At 41.4% G+C, this 19874-nt stretch carries 17 protein-coding genes and 5 tRNA genes; 4 read left to right on the top strand and 18 right to left on the bottom strand.

The features are described from left to right. Window positions 1-5 precede the first annotated feature (5 nt). From QUE46_RS03170 to xerD, 15 genes are all read right to left on the bottom strand, one after another. Window positions 6-911 carry a hypothetical protein gene (locus QUE46_RS03170; protein ID WP_286246184.1) on the bottom strand — a complete coding sequence of 302 codons (906 nt, stop codon included), beginning with the start codon at window positions 909-911 and terminating at the stop codon, window positions 6-8. A 336-nt stretch (window positions 912-1247) separates the two neighbouring features. Then, window positions 1248-2624, bottom strand: coding sequence for a Na+/H+ antiporter NhaC family protein (locus QUE46_RS03160; protein ID WP_286246182.1), 1377 nt, complete (start codon window positions 2622-2624; stop codon window positions 1248-1250). Window positions 2625-2810: 186 nt separating this feature from the next. Next, window positions 2811-4472, bottom strand: a complete 1662-nt coding sequence (gene pbp4b, locus QUE46_RS03155) for a penicillin binding protein PBP4B (protein WP_286246181.1) — start codon at window positions 4470-4472, stop codon at window positions 2811-2813. Window positions 4473-4481: 9 nt separating this feature from the next. Then, window positions 4482-5657, bottom strand: coding sequence for a DUF1343 domain-containing protein (locus QUE46_RS03150; protein WP_286246180.1), 1176 nt, complete (start codon window positions 5655-5657; stop codon window positions 4482-4484). A gap of 519 nt (window positions 5658-6176) precedes the next feature. Beyond that, window positions 6177-6253 (bottom strand) — tRNA-Arg (locus tag QUE46_RS03145). Between the two features lie 141 nt (window positions 6254-6394). Continuing rightward, window positions 6395-6471 (bottom strand) — tRNA-Arg (locus tag QUE46_RS03140). 147 nt (window positions 6472-6618) lie between these two features. Next, a tRNA-Arg gene (locus QUE46_RS03135) sits at window positions 6619-6695 on the bottom strand. 148 nt (window positions 6696-6843) lie between these two features. Further along, window positions 6844-6920 (bottom strand) — tRNA-Arg (locus tag QUE46_RS03130). 35 nt (window positions 6921-6955) lie between these two features. Beyond that, window positions 6956-7048, bottom strand: a tRNA-Ser gene (locus QUE46_RS03125). A gap of 128 nt (window positions 7049-7176) precedes the next feature. After that, window positions 7177-7359, bottom strand: a complete 183-nt coding sequence (locus tag QUE46_RS03120; RefSeq protein WP_286247666.1) for a hypothetical protein — start codon at window positions 7357-7359, stop codon at window positions 7177-7179. 399 nt (window positions 7360-7758) lie between these two features. Next, window positions 7759-9294 (bottom strand): lysine--tRNA ligase, encoded by a 1536-nt coding sequence (gene lysS, locus QUE46_RS03115; protein ID WP_286246179.1) that lies wholly within the window; start codon window positions 9292-9294, stop codon window positions 7759-7761. A gap of 26 nt (window positions 9295-9320) precedes the next feature. Next, window positions 9321-10419, bottom strand: a protein-coding gene (prfB, locus tag QUE46_RS03110; RefSeq protein ID WP_096041210.1) for a peptide chain release factor 2 whose coding sequence is annotated in 2 segments (ribosomal slippage) — window positions 9321-10343 and window positions 10345-10419 — 1098 coding nt in all. Because the reading frame shifts where the segments join, the coding sequence is not laid out codon by codon here. 144 nt (window positions 10420-10563) lie between these two features. Beyond that, complete coding sequence (gene recJ / locus QUE46_RS03105; protein ID WP_286246178.1) at window positions 10564-12285, bottom strand: single-stranded-DNA-specific exonuclease RecJ; 1722 nt, start codon at window positions 12283-12285, stop codon at window positions 10564-10566. A 77-nt stretch (window positions 12286-12362) separates the two neighbouring features. Next, on the bottom strand, window positions 12363-13091 hold the full coding sequence (gene dsbC, locus QUE46_RS03100; RefSeq protein WP_286246177.1) for a bifunctional protein-disulfide isomerase/oxidoreductase DsbC: 729 nt from the start codon (window positions 13089-13091) through the stop codon (window positions 12363-12365). 60 nt (window positions 13092-13151) lie between these two features. Then, window positions 13152-14078 (bottom strand): site-specific tyrosine recombinase XerD, encoded by a 927-nt coding sequence (gene xerD / locus QUE46_RS03095; RefSeq protein ID WP_286246176.1) that lies wholly within the window; start codon window positions 14076-14078, stop codon window positions 13152-13154. A gap of 106 nt (window positions 14079-14184) precedes the next feature. Here xerD and fldB point away from each other — a divergent pair, with 106 nt between their 5' ends. Further along, window positions 14185-14706: a flavodoxin FldB gene (gene fldB / locus QUE46_RS03090; RefSeq protein WP_004588002.1), complete on the top strand. Its 522-nt coding sequence runs from the start codon at window positions 14185-14187 to the stop codon at window positions 14704-14706. 34 nt (window positions 14707-14740) lie between these two features. Here the strand turns inward: fldB and QUE46_RS03085 are convergent, their stop codons facing one another. Further along, window positions 14741-15688, bottom strand: coding sequence for a DMT family transporter (locus QUE46_RS03085; RefSeq protein ID WP_286246175.1), 948 nt, complete (start codon window positions 15686-15688; stop codon window positions 14741-14743). A 188-nt stretch (window positions 15689-15876) separates the two neighbouring features. Between QUE46_RS03085 and QUE46_RS03080 the strand changes: the two genes are divergently transcribed. Beyond that, complete coding sequence (locus QUE46_RS03080; RefSeq protein ID WP_286246174.1) at window positions 15877-16791, top strand: LysR substrate-binding domain-containing protein; 915 nt, start codon at window positions 15877-15879, stop codon at window positions 16789-16791. Window positions 16792-16793: 2 nt separating this feature from the next. Here QUE46_RS03080 and QUE46_RS03075 read toward each other — a convergent pair whose 3' ends face one another. Both QUE46_RS03075 and QUE46_RS03070 read right to left on the bottom strand, forming a co-directional pair. Next, entirely contained in the window at window positions 16794-17240 is a 447-nt protein-coding gene (locus QUE46_RS03075) for a DUF2147 domain-containing protein (protein ID WP_286246173.1), read from the bottom strand. 51 nt (window positions 17241-17291) lie between these two features. Continuing rightward, window positions 17292-17990: a tRNA1(Val) (adenine(37)-N6)-methyltransferase gene (locus QUE46_RS03070; RefSeq protein WP_286246172.1), complete on the bottom strand. Its 699-nt coding sequence runs from the start codon at window positions 17988-17990 to the stop codon at window positions 17292-17294. Window positions 17991-18066: 76 nt separating this feature from the next. Here QUE46_RS03070 and srmB point away from each other — a divergent pair, with 76 nt between their 5' ends. Further along, window positions 18067-19296: an ATP-dependent RNA helicase SrmB gene (srmB, locus tag QUE46_RS03065; RefSeq protein ID WP_055016341.1), complete on the top strand. Its 1230-nt coding sequence runs from the start codon at window positions 18067-18069 to the stop codon at window positions 19294-19296. Window positions 19297-19526: 230 nt separating this feature from the next. Then, complete coding sequence (locus QUE46_RS03060; RefSeq protein ID WP_054983750.1) at window positions 19527-19847, top strand: BON domain-containing protein; 321 nt, start codon at window positions 19527-19529, stop codon at window positions 19845-19847. The last annotated feature ends 27 nt before the right edge of the window (window positions 19848-19874 follow it).

The raw sequence follows: 19874 nt of genomic DNA, 5'->3' as shown, positions 1-19874 counted from the left end.
CTCTTTTAATGGGCGTGTCTAAGTGTTGCGACTGGGACTATAGAAGTGCTAAATCTAACAACTGCGGGTAATACAGCGGGAATAACTACTGCTCTAGCAGAACCCCATAATACAACTCCCCTCGCGGTCATCCCTGCAGCTGCAGCAAAACCAGCGGGATCATCAGCGACTCCTGCACCTAATGTGACGTAATCTTCTACTAAAGTACCAATAACAATTAATGTAGCTCCAGCAAATAGTCCTATAGCTAAAGGCTTATCCCATACACTACTGTCAGGGTTATGTTCTCTAGCACTTTTACCATCTGAGCCCGTAAATGTTACTTCTAAAACAAACGACACTTTTTCAGCTATATAGTTAAATTGATTAATTTTTCCTTTTAATTGAGGGAGCTGCACTTCATATTTTAATTTTTGTATTGGTGAATTTGATGTGACTTCAATTCCCAGTGATGTAGTTGGGCTGTTTGGAGTAGTACTCTTAGAGACAATATTAGTTCCAAGCGTTAACTTTTTAGTTTTTTCGTCGAAAGCTAATTTTGTTTCACTAATTAATGCTCCAAAAGCTTTATTAGCTTGAGATGTTACCGTCGCCTCTAATTTTTTATCGTTAACTACGTAATTAACAGGATATTTATCTACACTAGATAAAACAATATTACCTGTCATTTTAATTTCCACTATAGCATTAGGGAGTACAATTGGAGGTTGTCTTATATCATCTAACTTATAGCTTAATGAAATTGGCGAAGTGACTTTAGGGAGTTGTTTTTGTGAAGACTCATTAACTGTATTAAATGCTCTGGCATTTTGCTTGATTTTAATTTGAGAAATATCTAAAGAAGGTATGAGTATTTTTTGCCCTGGATAAATTAGGTCGGGATTAGTTATAGGCTTATTAGTAATAGCCACAACTTCTTTTCAGTTATTAAACTTCCATAACCTAGGCCATTCCATTGGAGACCCTAAGTGTTTAGAAGATATATCCCATAATGTATCACCTTTTTTACAATGTATTCCTTTACCATTTTTATTCCTAATATATTTAAATTCCATTATGGGCATAAATATACGAGGACAAACCCACCATGTCAATTTAGCTTAACTCTATTGGATGATATTCATCTATAATATTAATAAACTGATATTCATCTATAATTTCAGTTTAATTAAGCATTGTATAATATTAAAAAGCCTGCGATTAAGCAGGCTTTTGAATGTTTGAAAGTGACTTATTTTAAAATGTGTTTATAACACAATGATACTTGTTACTAAGTACGCTATAAACGTGAGTGCGCCGCCAAATAGCGCGTACGGTAGCTGCGTTTTAACGTGGGTGAGTAAGTCACAACCCGAGGCGAGTGCCGATACGGCGCTGGTGTCGGATATAGGCGAGCAGTGATCGCCAAATATGCCACCACCCAAAATAGCGCCGACTACCAATGATGGCGGTAGGCCAAGCTCTTGAATAAGTGGTACGCCAATAGGAATGAGTATGGCAAATGTGCCCCACGATGTACCCGTAGTAAACGACATAACCGCGCCTGTTAAAAACAGCACAGGTACAATTAAATAAATTGGTAAATAGTCGCCTACTAGCGATGCGACAAATACGCCGGTGCCTAGCTCTTTTAAGCTTGCGCCCAGTGTAAGTGAAAGTAATACAATGCTCACCAATGGTAATAGCTCGCCCATGCCTTTAAAGCCGGTGTCTACTAATTGATGGTGAGTAAATTGGCGTGAGCTGATCATTAAAATGTAGGCAACAATAATGGCAAGCACCGTTGCGTATAAAACAGATTTAGAGCCGCTCCCTTCTGCTAATACTCCGTTACCAGTGTAAAACATAAAGCCTACCATGCTTACAATTAAGGTAAGCAGTGGCACTAGCATAAAGCGCGCTTTAGAGCCTTTTACTTCTTCTTTTAGGTCGGTTTTTTGCAGCTCTAGCTTTTGCTCGGCTTCTTTCATTGGGCCGTGTACTTTATCAAACGCGATGGTGTAAAACACAATGACTAAGGTGATAATGGCGTAAAAGTTATATCCTACGCTGCCCCATAAAATAGAAACTGCCGATTCGCTTAGCTCATAATTGCCAAGTAACCCCAGCACAAATGCGCCCCAGCCGTTAAGCAGTATTAAAATACATACTGGTGCACTGGTGCTATCAATAATGTAAGCAAGGCGTGCTCGGCTCATTTTAAATTTATCGAACAGGCCGCGCGATACAATACCTGAGGTTAGTACACTTAGGTTTGATTCTATAAATACTGCGATGCCAGTAAACATGGTTAAAAAGCCAACTTGGCGCTTACTTTTTGCAATGCCTTTGTTCATTAGCATATTTACGGTGGCTGCTACGCCGCCCGATTCGCGTATGTAGGCCAGCAAAGCACCAATCATGATACTAAATATTAAAATGCGGGTGTTACCAGGCGAGCTGGCTACCGATATTATGCGCTCAATGGTATTTAAAAATGTAGCAAATAAGGTATTACCCTCGCCTTGTATTGCGAGTAAAAGTTCTGATGAAGCCACGGCCACCAAAAGTGCCATTATTACTTCTTTGCGCCAAAACACGATGGCGATAGCAATGAGTGGCGGTAATATAGAATACCAAGACATAAATTAACCTTTATTAATAGCGAAGTGCGTTCGCTTATTCACGTTGAAACGCTTATTTTGCAGGCCGTTTTAAAAATATGGCCTGAATTTGTAAACCGCTTAGCTTAATAGATTGGCTTAGTTAAGTCACCTGCAAATAAATCACTTAAGGCACTGCACTTAGGCCGTTTTAACCTAAACGATAATTTATTGATTTAGTAGTGCTTCGTAAATAAGCGATACTACCGAGCCATATTGCGCGGTCTCGTATTGTTTGCCCAAAAATTGGTAATGTTTTTGGGTACCTTTTATTGGTGTATGGCGCGCATTGGTCAATAAAATAATGGCTAAATCGTAGGTTGGATCTATTACAGTAACTGTGCCCGTCCATCCGGTGTGGCCATACGCTTGTGCACTTGCGTAAGGGCCAAAGTGCCAACGCCTAGCTTGATTGTTACCGGCAAGCCTGAAACCAAGGCCGTAGGTTTCGTTGTTTAATTGTGGCGTTAAAAACTGCGCTAAGGTTGATGCGCTAAACAACTGGGTATTGCCTAAACCACCTTGGTTTAATAGCACTTGGCAAAGCACCGCTAAATCGGGCGCATTACTAAATAAACCCGCATGCCCTGCTACGCCATCAAACGAGTAAAATGCCCGCTCGTCGTGCACTTCGCCTTGCAAAACATTGGTGCGAATATTATCAAACTCAATACGCCCATCGCGGGTATTACCGCTAAGCTCGGTAGCTGCAAATTCAGCGCGTTCAAAGCCCTTTTTAAGTGGGTTAAATACCGTATTGGTTAGTTTAAGTGGGGCGTAAATGTGTTGCTCTAGGTAGTCATCGAGTGGTTGCTTGGTTATGCGCTCGACCAGTACGCCTAAAATCATGTAATCAATATCTGAGTAAAGCGCTTGTGCGGGGTATTTATTACTTAGCGGTACTTGTGTAAGTAACAACTGCTTAGTGGTTTGGCTGTTTTGCGAAAAATACGCATCGCCGTTTTTAGCACTTTTACGATGAAAGTCGAACACCGGCGGGTAACCCGCTGTATGCGTGAGTAAATCTTTTACTGTGCGCAGCTCTCGCCCATCGCCTTTGTATTCGGGCAAATAACTTTGCACGGGCTTGTTTATATTTAAAAGCCCTTCGCTTACTAGTTTCATAAGGGCAAAGTTAGTGGCGAATATTTTAGTGTTCGACGCTAAATCAAACAAAGTGTGTGTTTGCATTGGCTCTGGGCGTAGTAGCATTAAGTCACTTTGTTGGTACTGCTTGGCATCGCCATAGGCGCTAAGCTTTATGAGTTCGCCACTTTTTACAACGGCTAATACTGCCCCTGGAAAACCTGCTTTTACGTCTTCTTCAATCAGGGCATCTACTTGGCTAAAGTCTATATTACTTTGCGCAGCGGTATTTAACGTGGGAAACTCAAAGCGTAAAGTAAGGCTTGCGCCTTTAGGCTTAATATTTTCAACTTTAAATGTGTTTACCCCGTTATGAGTGCGCCTTGCGAGCGAATACTCGTATAAAGTATTCTCGGCTAGTTGGCTGGTAATATTAAGCTTTTGGTTATTAATAAATATATCGGCGCTTATCGCGTTATTATTTTGAATTAATAACTGCCCTCGCCCTTTGTACGCTTTAAAAGTACCCCGGTTATTTACGTATTCACGACTACTTGGGTTAGCTTCAGGAAAAGTAACCACGACTTGTGCGTTTGGAAGCGTTACTAATTTACTTTGCTTAAGCTCACTCGCTGTAAAGTCATTAGCCTTGTTGCTGCTACACGCTGCAAGTATAAGGCCTATAAGTGCGACTAAAGCGGCTTTTAAATAAGTGCTTATTTTTGTATTTATTACTAACGCCATTTATAACCCTTAGTTGTACAGTAAATATGGCGCTCGTTGCTTTTTAAATGCTTTAAGCCCTTGCTGCCAACTTTGTTTTATTTGTGCCTCTGATTGCCCTGCTTCAATAGCTAAACGTAACTTATTAGTGCCAGCTAGTTTATCCATAAAATCAGCGCGTTCAAAAAAGGTAATATTATTTTTAGATAATTGATTATAAGCCGTTATTAAGTAACTTAAATTAAGCCCATGCGCATTTTCCGTGCGTAAATCGAGCCCTTTTACAGGGGTATTTTTAAATTTAGGGTTTGCTGCCGCGCCTTTAATAGATCGTGGTGTAAAACTAAAATCTCCAAGCGCAACGGGCGAGTAGCCAATTACCTGAAACGCAAAGTCGGTGCCTCTGCCAATACTTATAGGTGTTGCCTCAAAAAAGCACAGCGACGGGTAAAGCGCAATTGATTGATCGTTCGGTAAATTAGGGCTGGGTTTTACAGGTAAACTGTAGGATGTTGAGCGCGTGTAATGATCAACCGGGATCACAGCAAGCTTTAAATCAGCCGCTTTATTGATCCAGCTTTCGCCTTTGATCATTCTAGCAAGCTCACCTACCGTCATACCGTGCAGCACAGGTACTGGGTGCATGCCTACAAACGATTTAAATTCGCGCTCAAGTATTGGCCCATCAACGTAAGCAATATTGGGGTTTGGCCTATCAAGCACAATAAACTCAGTACCTTGCTCGGCTGCAGCTTCCATCATGTAATGCATAGAACTTATGTAGGTATAAAAGCGTACACCCACATCTTGTATATCAAAAATAATAACATCTACATTACTAAGCGCCTCTGCACTTGGCTTTTTGTTTTTGCCATAAATAGAAATAAGCGGGATACCGGTTTTGCTATCAACTGCATTTTTAACATGGGCACCGGCATCGTGATCGCCTCTAAAGCCATGCTCAGGTGCAAAAATTTTGGTTATATTTATATTTTTAGTGAGTAAGGCATCGACTAAATGCGTGTTTGCAACAAGTGATGTTTGGTTTACCACAAGGCCAACACGTTTGTTTTTTAACTGCGGTAAATAATGTGCGAACTGCGCAGCGCCAACCACGGGGGTATTTTGCGCTTCGCTTTGCTTTGCGCTCACATTAAATAAGCTGCTAAATAGAAATACAAAGGTGATAAATACGGCTTTAAACATACAGCAAGATCCTTTTAAACAAGGTGTTTAAAATACCACAGCTTAAGTTAAAGAGCAGTGAATGGTTTTTGAGTAGATACGTAAGTAATTAGAAACTGCGCTTCTCACGCGAACAAGTTCTGCGTCTACAATAATTTAACTCAGAGTTTAAGGTTCACCCGTAGGCGCTCAGCTTGCTGGCGCGACGAGCATCACTCGTAAATGGTTTTGGGTATTTGTAATAAGTAATTAGAAGCTGCGCTTCTCACGCGAGCAAGCTCTGCGTCTACGCTGAAATTTTTAACAGGGGTGTTTCTTTGGCTTAACTGAAAACTGAAAACTGAAAACTTTCTCAAATTTCAGGCACAAAAAAACCGACGCTTATGTCGGCTTATCTATGAAAGTGATGGGCGCAGGACGTCTCTTCTAAGAGTGAACCTCAGACTGCTTGATTCGCAGTAAGGTACTTTATCTAAATACATGCTTTACTTTATTTCAGGCACAAAAAAACCGACGCTTATGTCGGCTTATATATGAAAGTGGTGGGCGCAGGAGGATTCGAACCTCCGACCGCCTGGTTCGTAGCCAGGTACTCTATCCAGCTGAGCTATGCGCCCACTTTCATTTTTTCTTATTTATACTCTAAGTTGAGTTTCTAAAATAACCAATATTAAGTACACATTTTAAAAAGTGAGCTTAACTTATGTATTATTTTAAACACAAAAAAACCGACGCTTATGTCGGCTTATTTATGAAAGTGGTGGGCGCAGGAGGATTCGAACCTCCGACCGCCTGGTTCGTAGCCAGGTACTCTATCCAGCTGAGCTATGCGCCCACTTTCATTTTTAACTTATTTATACTCTAAGCAGAGTGCTGTAAAAGTGATGTGCGTAGGACGTAACTTCTAAGAATGAACCTCCGACCGCTTGGCTTTAGCCAACACTTTATACTTATTTATACTCTAAGCAGAGTGATGTAAAAGTGGTGGGCGCAGGAGGATTCGAACCTCCGACCGCCTGGTTCGTAGCCAGGTACTCTATCCAGCTGAGCTATGCGCCCACTTTTACTGTTGCTTATTTATACTCTAAGCAGAGTCTGTAAAAAGTGTTGAAAGCAGGACGTATCTTGTAAGAATGAACCTCCGACCGATTTGGTTACAAACCAAACACTTCAACTTATTTATACTCTAAGCAGAGTGTGTAAAGAGTGGTGGGCGCAGGAGGATTCGAACCTCCGACCGCCTGGTTCGTAGCCAGGTACTCTATCCAGCTGAGCTATGCGCCCAATCTTTACTTTACAAGACTTGCCATTAAAAGAAATGGTGGAGAAGGAGGGATTCGAACCCTCGATAGAGCTACAAACTCTATACTCCCTTAGCAGGGGAGCTCCTTCGGCCACTCGGACACCTCTCCGTCTTGTGGGGCGTATAATAAAGATTTCAGAAAATATGTCAAACACTTTTATGTCAAAAATGACTATCTGGTTAGAGAACGCGCATAAGTAGGCATTAATTATATAATTGGTTTGAAAAGTATACGATTTAAATGTTTTTGTCTTGCGGGTTAACGCCCATTAAAGGCACTAAATCATCTTTTAGCTGCGCTAAATATTGCTCTTGGTAACCTAATTGCTGAAACTCTGCAATACAGGCTCGGTAATATGCTTGTCGCTTTTGCTCTGTTGTATCGGTTTCTGACGATTCGTCAACTCGGTTGTCTTTCATATTATATTCTAAGTCCATTTGAGAATTCATATTTAGCGTGCTATTTTGACCCAGCTCAAAATTTTGGCGTATTCTAGCTAAGTTTTTTACATAAATACAACATAATGTTTAAAAAACAGTCATAAAATTACGTTATAGCACTGTCATTAAGATTATTTAAAACAAAGCTACATTAAATAACCTAATCTGAATTAACTATTAATAAGTACTAATAACTAGCTTTAAAATTTAGTTTAGTACTAATTAATTAAAAAGAGAACAATCTTATCCTCTCTTTCGTCTGTTTTATAAAGCAGTTTACTCGCCAACTTTTACTGCATTGGCGCTTATTTTTATACTCATACAAAAACGCCGCTAAAATTTAGCGGCGTTTTTAGTGTTTATTTTGTTAATTTAAACTTAGTCAGCTTGTGGGCGCATATGCGGGAACAAAATAACATCTTTAATGGTTGGTGAATCAGTAAATAACATTACTAAGCGGTCAATACCAATACCTTCACCGGCAGTAGGCGGTAAGCCGTACTCTAGTGCGCGTATGTAGTCTTCATCGTAGTGCATTGCTTCATCATCGCCGGCGTCTTTTTCTTCAACTTGGCGAGTAAAGCGCTCTGCTTGATCTTGTGCATCGTTAAGCTCCGAGAAGCCATTTGCAAGCTCACGTCCGCCAACAAAAAATTCAAAGCGGTCGGTAACAAATGGGTTTTCGTCGTTACGGCGCGCAAGTGGCGATACTTCCCACGGGTAGCCTGTAATAAATGTAGGTTGGATAAGCATGTGCTCAGCCGTTTCTTCAAATATTTCACATAAAAACTTACCTGGGCCCCATACACAATTATCAGGAATTTTAACGTGCACTTGTTTAGCGTACGCTTTTAATTCTTCAAAGTGGTTTTCTGGGTCATTAAATACCGCAGCATCAAACTCAGGGTTATATTTTAAGATAGCATCAGCCATGCTTAGGCGCTCAAACGGTTTGCCAAAGTCGTACTCTACTGAGTCGATAACTTCGCCGTTTTCGTCTTTCGTTGTATTAACAACGATTGGGCTACCTAAAACGTTAGTTGCAACTGTACGTAGCATGTCTTCGGTGATGTTCATTAAATCGATGTAATCAGCGTACGCTTGGTAGAACTCAATCATAGTGAATTCTGGGTTGTGACGAGTTGATAACCCTTCGTTACGGAAGTTACGGTTAATTTCAAATACGCGGTCAAAACCACCTACCACTAAACGCTTAAGGTAAAGCTCAGGCGCTATACGTAAGTACATGTCTATATCAAGTGCGTTATGGTGGGTCACAAACGGACGCGCAGATGCACCGCCAGGAATAACCTGTAGCATTGGCGTTTCTACTTCCATAAAGTCGCGCTCTGCTAAAAAGCGACGAATGCCTTCAACTACTTGTGAACGAATACGGAATGTTTCACGCGTTGCTTCGTTAGTAATTAAATCAACATAACGTTGGCGGTACTTAGTTTCCTGATCTGATAAGCCATGAAACTTCTCTGGTAATGGGCGTAGTGACTTAGTAAGTAGTTCGTACTCAGTCATTTCTACGTATAAATCGCCTTTACCTGATTTATTAAGTGCGCCTTTAACACCAATAATATCGCCAATATCTAGTTGACCATATTTTGCTTTTAAATCTTTTTGCACATCTTTAGATGCGTAAGCTTGAACGCGGCCTTTCATATCTTGAATGGCCATAAAAGGACCACGCTTAGCTAAAATACGGCCAGCAATTGATACAACGTGCGCAAGCTCTACCAGCTCTTCTTTACTCTTATCACCAAACTCAGCCTGTAAATCAGCCGTGTAATGTTCACGACGGAACTGATTAGGATGACCGTTGGCTGGGCAATTTTCGCGAATAGCGTCTAATTTGCCGCGACGCTCAGCGATTAACTTATTTTCGTCTTGGATTTGATCAGTCATTTTTTAGCTCTTTTTTAGCTTGGTGGTTATAAGCCAGATTTTAGGCTGGCTTCAATAAATTTGTCTAGGTTGCCGTCAAGTACCGATTGCGTATTACGGTTTTCAACGCCAGTTCGTAAATCTTTAATACGTGCATCATCAAGTACGTAAGAACGAATTTGGCTTCCCCAGCCAATATCCGATTTTGCGTCTTCTTGCGATTGCTTTTCAGCATTTTGCTGCTGAAGTTCAAGCTCAAATAATTTTGCTTTTAACTGCTTCATTGCTTGGGCTTTATTTTTGTGTTGCGAGCGCTCATTTTGACACTGTACAACCGTGTTGGTCGGTACGTGAGTAATACGTACTGCCGACTCGGTGGTATTAACGTGCTGACCACCCGCGCCCGATGCACGGTAAACGTCTATACGCAAGTCAGCCGGATTAATATCAATTTCAATATTGTCATCTACTTCTGGGTAAACAAACGCAGAAGCAAACGAAGTATGACGACGACCACTTGAGTCAAATGGGCTTTTACGTACTAAACGGTGTACCCCTGTTTCTGTGCGCAGCCAACCGTATGCGTATTCGCCCACAAAGCGTACTGTTGCACCTTTAATGCCGGCTACATCGCCGTCAGTTGCTTCTACTAGCTCAACTTTAAAGCCTTTAGCTTCGCCCCAGCGTAAATACATGCGTAATAACATGTTACACCAGTCTTGCGCTTCAGTACCGCCCGACCCCGACTGTAAATCAAGGTAAGCGTCGTTTGCATCGTGAGAGCCCGAAAACATACGACGAAACTCTAGACCCTCAAGCTGTTTATTTAAGCCTTCAAGTTCGGTTTGCGCTTCAACAAACGTGTCTTCGTCTTCTGCTTCTACTGCAAGCTCTAATAAACCTTCTACGTCGTCAGCACCGGCTACTAGGTTGTCGATTGTCTCAACAACGGCCTCTAAGGCTGATTTTTCACGGCCAAGTGCTTGTGCGCGCTCAGGTTCATTCCATACGGCTGAATCTTCAAGTTCGGCGTTTACTTCTTCTAGGCGCTCTTGTTTGTGAGCGTAGTCAAAGGTACCCCCGAAGCAGTTCAGTACGTTCGCGAATTTCCTTGATTTGATTAATCACAGGATTCACTTCAAACATGTACATTACTCCAAAATGGCTAGATTATTGCGCGCTAAAATTAGCACTAAACGCAATAAATTATCGTCAAATGATAAAAACGCCCGATTTTAACAAAAAACCGCGCGCTTTATTAGCCTTTTATGCATGCATTGTGCATATTTTTTAATGCACTTTTTCAAGCTCTCTTACTATTAATTGCAGGCTAAACTTGCCTCTAAATTCGTTTATGTCGAGCTGATACGCCACTTTAACAAAACGAGCTTCGGTGTCGGGCCATGCTTTTACATCAATGCCAAAGGCAATAGCGTCAACTAATCGCCCAGATTGATGTTTAAGCACCAGCTTTAAGTGTTTTTCGCCTACTATACGCTGTTGAATAACTTCAAAGGTGTGCTCAAATACCGGCTCAGGAAATTGCTGCCCCCACGGGCCTGATTGCTTTAATAGTTGGGCAAAGTCCATTGTAAAGCACTCGTTTGGCAGCTCGCCGTCGGTAAATACAATACAGCGTTTACTTTCTTCGCTTAACTGCGCGCTTACAGCGGCATCAAACGCATTTTTAAAGTCATTAAAATTTTGCTCATTAATACTCAAGCCTGCCGCCATGGCGTGGCCGCCAAATTTATTAATTAAGTGCGGGTCGGTGGTATTTAGCCCTTCGAGTAGGTCGCGCATGTGTAGCCCCTCAATTGAGCGGCACGAACCTTTTATTTCACCGTTTTCGCCACCAGCAAAAATAACAGTTGGGCGGTGGTACTTTTCTTTTAAGCGGCCCGCTAAAATACCAATAACACCTTGGTGCCAATCCTCTTGGTATAAACAAATAGCATCGGGAATGTTGTCGTCGTTAAAGGCGAGTCTATCAAGTACAGCTTGCGCCTCGGCTTGCATGCCCTGCTCTATTTCACGCCGTGCATGGTTTAAGCTATCAAGCTCACTGGCAATGCGCCTGGCTTGGTTTATATCATTACTTAGCAAACACGCTATGCCTAAGCTCATATCGTCTAATCGCCCTGCGGCATTTAAACGCGGCGCAAGCGAAAAACCAAAGTCACTGGCGCTTAATCGTGCTGCGTTTCGGTTAGCCACTTCAATAAGTGCCGTTATACCTGGGCGTGTTTTACCACTGCGAATACGTGCTAAACCTTGGTGCACTAAAGTGCGGTTATTTGCATCAAGCGCAACGACATCGGCTACAGTGCCAAGGGCAACTATATCAAGTAGGTCGGCCAAGTTTGGCATAGCGTGGTTTTCAAAGTGTCCTTGCTCACGCAACGTGCTTCTAAGGGCTATAAGCAAGTAAAAAGCAACGCCTACACCGGCAATAGATTTTGATGGAAAACTACAATCGTGGCGATTTGGGTTAACAATTGCATCGGCATTAGGGAGCTGCTCGCCTTGTAAGTGGTGATCAGTAACCAGCACTTTAATGCCCACTTTTTTTAATATATCTATTCCTGCAATACACGAAATACCGTTATCTACCGTAATAACCAGCTCTGGCTTTATATCTACAATTTGCTCTGCAAGCGCTGGGCTTAAGCCATAACCTAAACTAAATCTATCTGGTACTAGGTAGTCTAAGTTGTTAAAGCCAAACATGGCCAAGCCTTGCATTAAGGTGGCAGTACTGGTTGCGCCATCGGCATCGAAGTCGCCAACAATTAAAATGCGACTTTGTGCATTCAGCGCATCAATTAATAGCTCGGTGGCTTTGTCGATATCTTTAAACAGTTTAAAGTCGATTAGGGTGGCTGCACTATTATTTAGCTCGTGTGCATTTTGCACGTTACGTGTGGCATAAATTTGCTTAATAACAGGGTGCAGATCGTTTGGCAGGTAAGAATCGTCTACTTTTTCGCGCGCAATGATCAGTTTTTTCATGCTGAGGTTTACTTATAAATTCAAAATAAAAAACAAAAAAAGGCCATTACGGCCTTTTAATAAACGCAAGCGCCTTATTAAGACGCTTTGTTTGCCTCAAGCGCTGCACTTAATGCGGCGGCAGGCTGGTAGCCTGGGATCATTGTACCGTCTTCTAAAATAATGGCTGGCGTACCGCTAATACCAAAGCTTTGGCCTAGCTGGTAATGCTCGGCTACTGGCGCACTACAACCGGCAACCACTTTTGTATCTTCGCCTGACTTAGCCTCTGTTAGTGCTTCTTGTTGGTCGCGTGCACACCATACATTCATTAAGTCGGCATAGCCTGAACCTTGCAGCCCACCACGCGGAAACGCCAAGTAGCGCACAGTAATGCCTGCATCAAGCAAGTCGTCTAATTCGCGGTGTAATTTACGACAATAGCCACAGCTAATATCGGTAAACACGGTAATTTGGTGTTTTTCGTTTGGCGCTTTATAAACAATCATTGAGTCTTCATATTCTTTAATGCCTTCAACACGTACACCATTTAGCGCTTGCTCGGTTAAGTTGCTACGGTTGTTTAAATCAATCAATGTGCCTTGCATTAAGAACTGGCCATCTGGGCTGGCGTAAAGTACACCTTTGTTTGTAATTAACTCTTTTAAACCGGCTACTGGGCTTGGGTTTATTTGCTTAACGGTTACACCTAACGTGGCAAATTTAGTAACAATAGGATCATTAGCATCTGGCGTTGTGGCTACGCCATTTGCAAATGCACTCATACTTGTGCACAACATTGCACTTGCTAACATTAATTTTTTCATAATTTTCTCTATCTAATAATACATACTAAATTGACCGCTAAGCTGATAATAAATTTCATATTAAGCGCGCGGATGATGCTCTGAGTGTACCGATTTTAATCGCTCATTGGCAACATGGGTATAAATTTGTGTTGTCGATAAGTCACTGTGCCCTAACATCATCTGCACTACTCTTAAGTCGGCACCATGATTAAGTAAATGTGTTGCAAAGGCATGACGCAATGTATGCGGCGATAAATCTGACTCAATACACGCCAAAATAGCATAGTGTTTAATACGATGCCAAAAGGTTTGTCGGGTCATGCCTACACCACGTTTTGACGGAAACACAAAATCGGTGGCGTGTTTTATCATTTGCGCACGCCCACCTTTTAAAAACTGCTCAAGCCAGTACATGGCTTCTTCGCCAAGCGGCACTAAGCGCTCTTTGTTGCCTTTACCTTTTACAAACACAACCGACTGGCGCAAGTTAATTTGCTCCATACGCAGCCCTACAAGTTCGGTTACACGTAAGCCTGTTGCATAAAGTAACTCTAGCATGGCTTTATCGCGCAGCCCCATGGGCTCTTCAATATTTGGCGCACTCAATAATGCTTCTACTTCAGCCTCTGAGAGCGTTTTAGGTAGCGATTGACCTGCTTTTGGTTGAGCAATGTTTTCAAGCGGTGAGCTTGCGATACGTTTTTCACGTACAAAATACTGATAAAACCGCTTTAAAGCACTTATGCTGCGTGCGGTGCTACGTGGTTTTAGCCCTAAATCTACGCGGTGCGCTAGGTAACTTTCTATATCTAAGCTGGTTACCGTCATTAAGTTATCGCCTTTAAAAAATTGGCAAAACTTATCTAGGTCGCTGCGATACGCACTTAAAGTATTTTCGCTTACACCTTGTTCTAAATACAAGCTATCTAAAAAAGTTTCTAAAAAGTCGCTATTACTGTTTAGCTCGGTATTTTGCTCAGGTAAATCGTCAGGTAGCGTTGTCACGTTGTGATCTCATGTTGGTAATACCCACGGTAGAAGGTATCAATTAAAAATACCTTACGGTAAACTGCGCCCTATCATAACAGGCAATTACACAGTGATAAATACGATGCAGATTGGTTTATTTTTTGGCTCTACTACATGCTACACAGAGATGGCAGCAGAAAAAATTCGCGACCTTATTGGCGCCGATGTAGTGACCTTACACAATATTAAAGACGAACCACTAAAAAATGCAGAGCAGTACGACTTTATCATCTTTGGTATTTCAACATGGGATTTTGGTGAAATACAAGAAGACTGGGAGTCTAAGTGGGACGACATTAAAGATGTAAACCTAAATGGTAAAACCATTGCTTTATTTGGCATGGGCGACCAACAAGGTTACGGACAATGGTTTCAAGACGCACTTGGTATGCTTCACGATGAAATAAATACTCAGTCGTTTACGCAACTTGGTTTTTGGCCAAACGATGAAAACTACGAGTTTGAAGCGTCAAAAGCGCTCACTCCCGATGGCAAACATTTTGTAGGGCTCGCGCTTGATGAAGACAGCCAATACGAGCTAAGCGATGAGCGCATAGCCAGCTGGGTTGAACAAATAATGACAGAGTATAGCGAAACACTATAACGAGCTTGGCCTAAACCATGTTTAGGCCAGCGCATTACAAATAACTCAGTTTTTTAGCGCACTTTTTTTCACGTATTTTTGCTTGCCTTTGCAATAGCCAATTAGGCGCAAAGGTATTGATAATACATGCCAGAACAATAAGCGCTGAGCCTATTACTTGCGATAGACTTAACGTTGTATCGTAAAAAATTAGCTGAAATAACAACGCAAATAATAAGTTAGAATAAATAAGCGGTGCTAGCTGCGAGTTAGAGCTTGCTAAGCGATACGCTTTACCTCTAAAAAACTGCGTCGCAGCGGTCGAAAACCCAATTAATGCCACCATCAGTAATAAACTGTAATTGCTTATATCGATTGCAAAGCCTTGGTAAAAGCTTGCCTCACCGGAAGAAAACATCAATACCGGCACCATAAAAATGGCGGCCAGCGTAAAACTCCAACCGTTTATTACCATCATGGGGAGATTAATTTTACTTGCTCTAAATAAGGTAATTTGCGAACAGGCATTAAAAATACCTGCACCTAAACCAATTAATAAGCTCCAGCGCCACTGTATGCCATCGCTATGAATGTTTTGAATAATAACGCCTGTAAACATCAGCGCCATTGTAGGCAGCAATAACCAATTTAGTTTTGTTTTAAAAAGTACTCGCTCTATTAGCGGTATAAATAACGGCCCAGTGCTAAATAAAATAACCGCCTCCACCAGCGTTAAAGTATTTAGCGCCACTAAAAAGCAGTTTTGGCACAGCACTATAAAAATTGCGCGAATAGCAAAGGTTCGCCATGCTGATTTATTAGGCAGTTGCCATTTAATACCCGCCGCCAAAGCCAGCATAATAATCGCGGGTAAAAACACCCGTAAAAAAACCACTTCGCTGGTGCTAAAGTAATCGGTAAGTAACTTGGCTATAAAGCTATTTAACGCCAAGGTAAATGTAGAGAGCAGCATAAACACACTAGCACGAGAATTTAACGTCACCGCGGTTATCCTTTGAATAAAAAATTAATAAAAACTGATTTAAAAGCTTAATTTTTTTAATCTATTTATTATTTTTTTAAAATTACTATGTGCTTTTATGGTGCTAATTTTACGTGTACTTTATAAATATAAAAGCGAATAATACTAAACTAACCTGTAAGTAAAACTAAACTGTTAATAAGTATCCTATGATTAAATCAGCGCCGTTAAAATCTCTCTATACGTTTATAGCTGTTGCCGAAACTGGCAGCATGGTGCTCGCGGCTGAGCAGCTAAGTATTAGTCACTCTGCAATAAGTCAGTCAATTAAAGCTTTAGAGTTACAACTGAATACGCCACTTTTTAATCGTATTGGTCGCCGCGTTGAACTCAACCCTGTAGGTGAGCGCTATTACAAACGCATAGCCCCAGCCATGGCTGAAATTTTAGCTGCCAGCCAAGAGGCAAATAACACAGCGAATGAGCCAACCTATTTAACACTCAATATGGTTAACTCGCTAGCTCTGCACTGGTGGATCCCTAGGGTGGCTGATTTTCAGCGCATTTCGCCAAATAGTGACATCCGTATTTCTAACTTGGTGGGAGAATTTGATTTAGATCGCGAAGGGATTGATGCAGCGATTATTCATGGTCAGCCCGATCAGTGGCAAAAATATCACTGTGAAAAGCTAGCCGACGATCAGTTAATTTTAGTGTGTAACCCACAACTTTTAGTTGGATTAAATAAAGATGAATTAACCGCGCAAAATTTGCTGCAGCGTTTTAAAGCAATCTACGTTACCAACCCACGTAGGCAAAACGATTGGCAAACATGGTGCGAGGCCAATAATTTAGCGCAGCCTAAGCAGCATAATAACTTAACCTTTAATATTTCAGTGCAAGCAACGCAAGCCGCTATGCGCCAGCTTGGCGTTTTGGTCACCCACAAACAATTTGTATGCGACGATATTAAGCACGGCATGCTCACGCAAATTGGCCAAAGCATTGTAAATCCGCATCAGCAGTTTTATTTTGCAACAAGCCACGCCATGCTTAATCACCCACAAGTAAGCGCATTACGAGCGTGGCTTAAACGCGAATTTTTAAAAACAGCAAGCGAGTAACGCTACTCTATGCGCTCCCAATATTGGTTACGGTAAAAAAAGCCAATATAGCCACGTACTTCTAACGTTTTACCGTTGTTTTGTGGCGTTAGTTGCACGGTATAGGTTTTACCATTTGTAGGGTCAAGTATTTCACCATCGCCCCACACGCCATCACCTTCTGGCTTAACGTCAGTGATAATAGTCATCCCTAAAATAGGCTGATCTTTTAATGCGCCATCGCACTCTTTACAAATACCGGTTTGTTTAGCAGGGTCTAAAATAGTCTCAACTTTACCACTTAACACCTTATCGTTTTGAGTAATACGTACGTACGATTTAGATTCGTTGGTGTCTTCATCTATGGTTTTCCAAAGCCCAACAGGAGTCATGTTTGCAAGCGCACCTTGGCTTAAAAATAAAGCCGCAGCGAGTGTAGTTAGAAACCCTAGCTTGTTCATTCCTTTCATTTTTAAATTCCTACAAAATTTTTTATTATCATAGCAAGAGTAGTTTTAACATTACATCTTCAAGTAAAACGCTTTGCATAACGCAATATAATCATCGCTGTAGCGATTGTTTTCATCTTTTATGCATAGGGAGGTAAGCTCAGGTAAAGTGTTTACTAAGCTAAAGCGCATTAAACTGCGGCTAAATGCTTTACTTGGTGTGGTTTTTACTTGGCAGTGCGCGTTTAAATAAAGCCCGTTTTGTTTTGCCAATTCAATAAATATGTCCGCCTCTGTGGTGGGTAAAATTACGTTAAAACACGAATGCTTATGGCTTAAACGCATATAGGCATTTATTAACTCGTCAAAACTTAAACCATCGGTATGGCGTGCGGTGTTACGGGCATCGCTTAGCCCTTTTAAGCTGTGGTTAAAATAAGGGGGGTTAGATATCACAATATCAAATGGCAGCGCCTGTTTAAACGTTTGAATAGTGGTGTGCTTTACTGTGATATTTGGCCACGGACTAGAGGCTATATTTTGTTGTGCTTGCTTGTAAGCTGCTTCATCAATTTCAACAGCAGTTATACTAAGTGCCGGTTGGCGCTGTTTACACATAAGTGCGAGTAAACCGGTACCTGTGCCTATATCGAGTAGTGACTTTGCATCACTTAAATTAGCCCAAGCGCCAAGTAAAATGCCATCGGTTGAGACTTTCATGGCGCACTTATCGTGCTCAACCTTAAATTGTTTAAACGTAAACCCTGACATTTTTTCACCTTTTCATTCACCAACTGGCGTATAGCGCGTATAATTGCAGGTAATTGTCCCTTATTTTAGACACTCTATGCAATTTTCTGAATTTGATCTTGATACTAAACTACTCAACGCCATTGATAAAATGGGCTACGAGACACCAACCAGCATTCAACAACAAGCTATTCCTGAAGCGCTGCAAGGTCGCGATATTTTAGCATCAGCACCTACTGGCACAGGTAAAACGGCGGCATTTTTAATTCCGGCTATTCAATATTTAATGGATTTTCCGCGTCGCGACCCAGGTTTTGCACGTGTGTTAATAATGACCCCAACCCGTGAACTGGCTTATCAAATTCATGAGCAATGTGAACTGCTTGCTAAAGGCACTCACCTTAAAATTGGTGTAGTAACAGGTGGTATAAACTACGGCACCCACAAAGAAATTTTTGAAAACAATAACGATATTTTAATCGCCACACCAGGGCGTTTAATGGAATACCTTGAAACCGAAAATTTCCATGCTGAAAACGTAGAAATGCTTATTCTTGATGAAGCTGACCGCATGTTAGACATGGGCTTTAGAAAAGAAATGCTGCGCATATGTGACGAAGCTAAAAACCGTCGTCAGTGCTTTTTATTCTCTGCGACTTTAGAAGGCGATAGCGTTGAGTTATTTGCAGAGCGTATTTTAAACGACCCAGCGTTACTTGAGGCGGAATCATCGCGTAAAGAAAAAGCAAAAATTCACCAGTGGGTTCACCTTGCTGATGACTACCACCACAAACTAGAGCTTTTAGTAAATACCTTAAATGGCCCAGACGTAAGTAAAGCCATTGTATTTGTTAAAACCCGTGAGCGCCTAGAAACACTTATTGGTGAGCTTACTAATAATGGTGTAAAAGCAGCATGGCTACGTGGAGAAATGCCGCAAGATAAGCGCATGAAAGCCATGGAAAACTTTCACAGTGGTAAAACGCGCATATTAATAGCAACCGACGTTGCGGCCCGTGGTATTGACGTTTCTGACATTAGCCACGTAATTAACTTTGATATGCCACGCACTGCCGATGTTTATGTACATCGTATTGGCCGTACTGGCCGTGCTGGTAAAAAAGGGATTGCAATATCGCTTGTTGAAGCACACGACATTGGTATTTTATACAAGGTTGAACGCTACACAGAGCAAAAGCTTAAGCGCCGTATAATTAAAGGGCTTGAGCCACAGCATAAAGAGGCTAAGCCACCCGCTAAAAAGCGTAAAGACCCTGTAAAGATGAAAGCTAAGAAAAAAGCCAAAGCTAAAAATAAAAAGAAATAACCCCCTACCCCCTAAATAAGCCGGCAATTGCCGGCTTATTTGTACCTGTTACAAATGTAACCCAAGCATGTAACTCATTCCCATTAAAATGTAATTATTGCCCACCTGAAATTCCACTTAACAAAATACCTTTACATTTCAATAGATTAAAATTGGCATCGAAATTGTAACTGAGAAAGTAACTCAGCTAATAATTGCTGCACTATTAACCGTAATGTAAGGATAAAGTTATGAACCGCTTTAAGTTAACTATCGCTTTAGTATCATTTTGTTGTTTATTTTTATTAGCTTGCGCTACAAAAGTAAGTGCAGCAACTAACTTAGCCGTAGTAAGCAGTGTGGCTACTCAACCTAACTTACAACAAACAATCACCAATACGTTACGCACTAACCCAAATTTAGCATTAAACGATATTCGCGTGCAGGTAGAAGACGGTGAAGTAGATTTATACGGTGAAGCGCAAACAGGTTTTCAACGTGCACTTGCGCAAAAGTTTTTAGAAAACATGGATGGCGTTAAAATCATCCGTAATAAAATTAGTGTTATTTAATATACCTTTTTCCTAACTTATTTCTCA

The organism is Pseudoalteromonas sp. MM1, assembly GCF_030296835.1.
Taxonomy (GTDB): domain Bacteria; phylum Pseudomonadota; class Gammaproteobacteria; order Enterobacterales; family Alteromonadaceae; genus Pseudoalteromonas.
This window is presented reverse-complemented; position numbering and strand designations above follow the sequence as displayed.

What these genes read in the sequence shown, in the direction of transcription:
- QUE46_RS03160 (WP_286246182.1), bottom strand. Translation starts at nt 2,624, where the DNA reads ATGTCTTGGTATTCTATATTACCGCCACTCATTGCTATCGCCATCGTG.
- pbp4b (WP_286246181.1), bottom strand. Translation starts at nt 4,472, where the DNA reads ATGGCGTTAGTAATAAATACAAAAATAAGCACTTATTTAAAAGCCGCT.
- QUE46_RS03150 (WP_286246180.1), bottom strand. Translation starts at nt 5,657, where the DNA reads ATGTTTAAAGCCGTATTTATCACCTTTGTATTTCTATTTAGCAGCTTA.
- QUE46_RS03120 (WP_286247666.1), bottom strand. Translation starts at nt 7,359, where the DNA reads ATGAAAGACAACCGAGTTGACGAATCGTCAGAAACCGATACAACAGAG.
- lysS (WP_286246179.1), bottom strand. Translation starts at nt 9,294, where the DNA reads ATGACTGATCAAATCCAAGACGAAAATAAGTTAATCGCTGAGCGTCGC.
- recJ (WP_286246178.1), bottom strand. Translation starts at nt 12,285, where the DNA reads ATGAAAAAACTGATCATTGCGCGCGAAAAAGTAGACGATTCTTACCTG.
- dsbC (WP_286246177.1), bottom strand. Translation starts at nt 13,091, where the DNA reads ATGAAAAAATTAATGTTAGCAAGTGCAATGTTGTGCACAAGTATGAGT.
- fldB (WP_004588002.1), top strand. Translation starts at nt 14,185, where the DNA reads ATGCAGATTGGTTTATTTTTTGGCTCTACTACATGCTACACAGAGATG.
- QUE46_RS03080 (WP_286246174.1), top strand. Translation starts at nt 15,877, where the DNA reads ATGATTAAATCAGCGCCGTTAAAATCTCTCTATACGTTTATAGCTGTT.
- QUE46_RS03075 (WP_286246173.1), bottom strand. Translation starts at nt 17,240, where the DNA reads ATGAAAGGAATGAACAAGCTAGGGTTTCTAACTACACTCGCTGCGGCT.
- QUE46_RS03070 (WP_286246172.1), bottom strand. Translation starts at nt 17,990, where the DNA reads ATGTCAGGGTTTACGTTTAAACAATTTAAGGTTGAGCACGATAAGTGC.
- srmB (WP_055016341.1), top strand. Translation starts at nt 18,067, where the DNA reads ATGCAATTTTCTGAATTTGATCTTGATACTAAACTACTCAACGCCATT.
- QUE46_RS03060 (WP_054983750.1), top strand. Translation starts at nt 19,527, where the DNA reads ATGAACCGCTTTAAGTTAACTATCGCTTTAGTATCATTTTGTTGTTTA.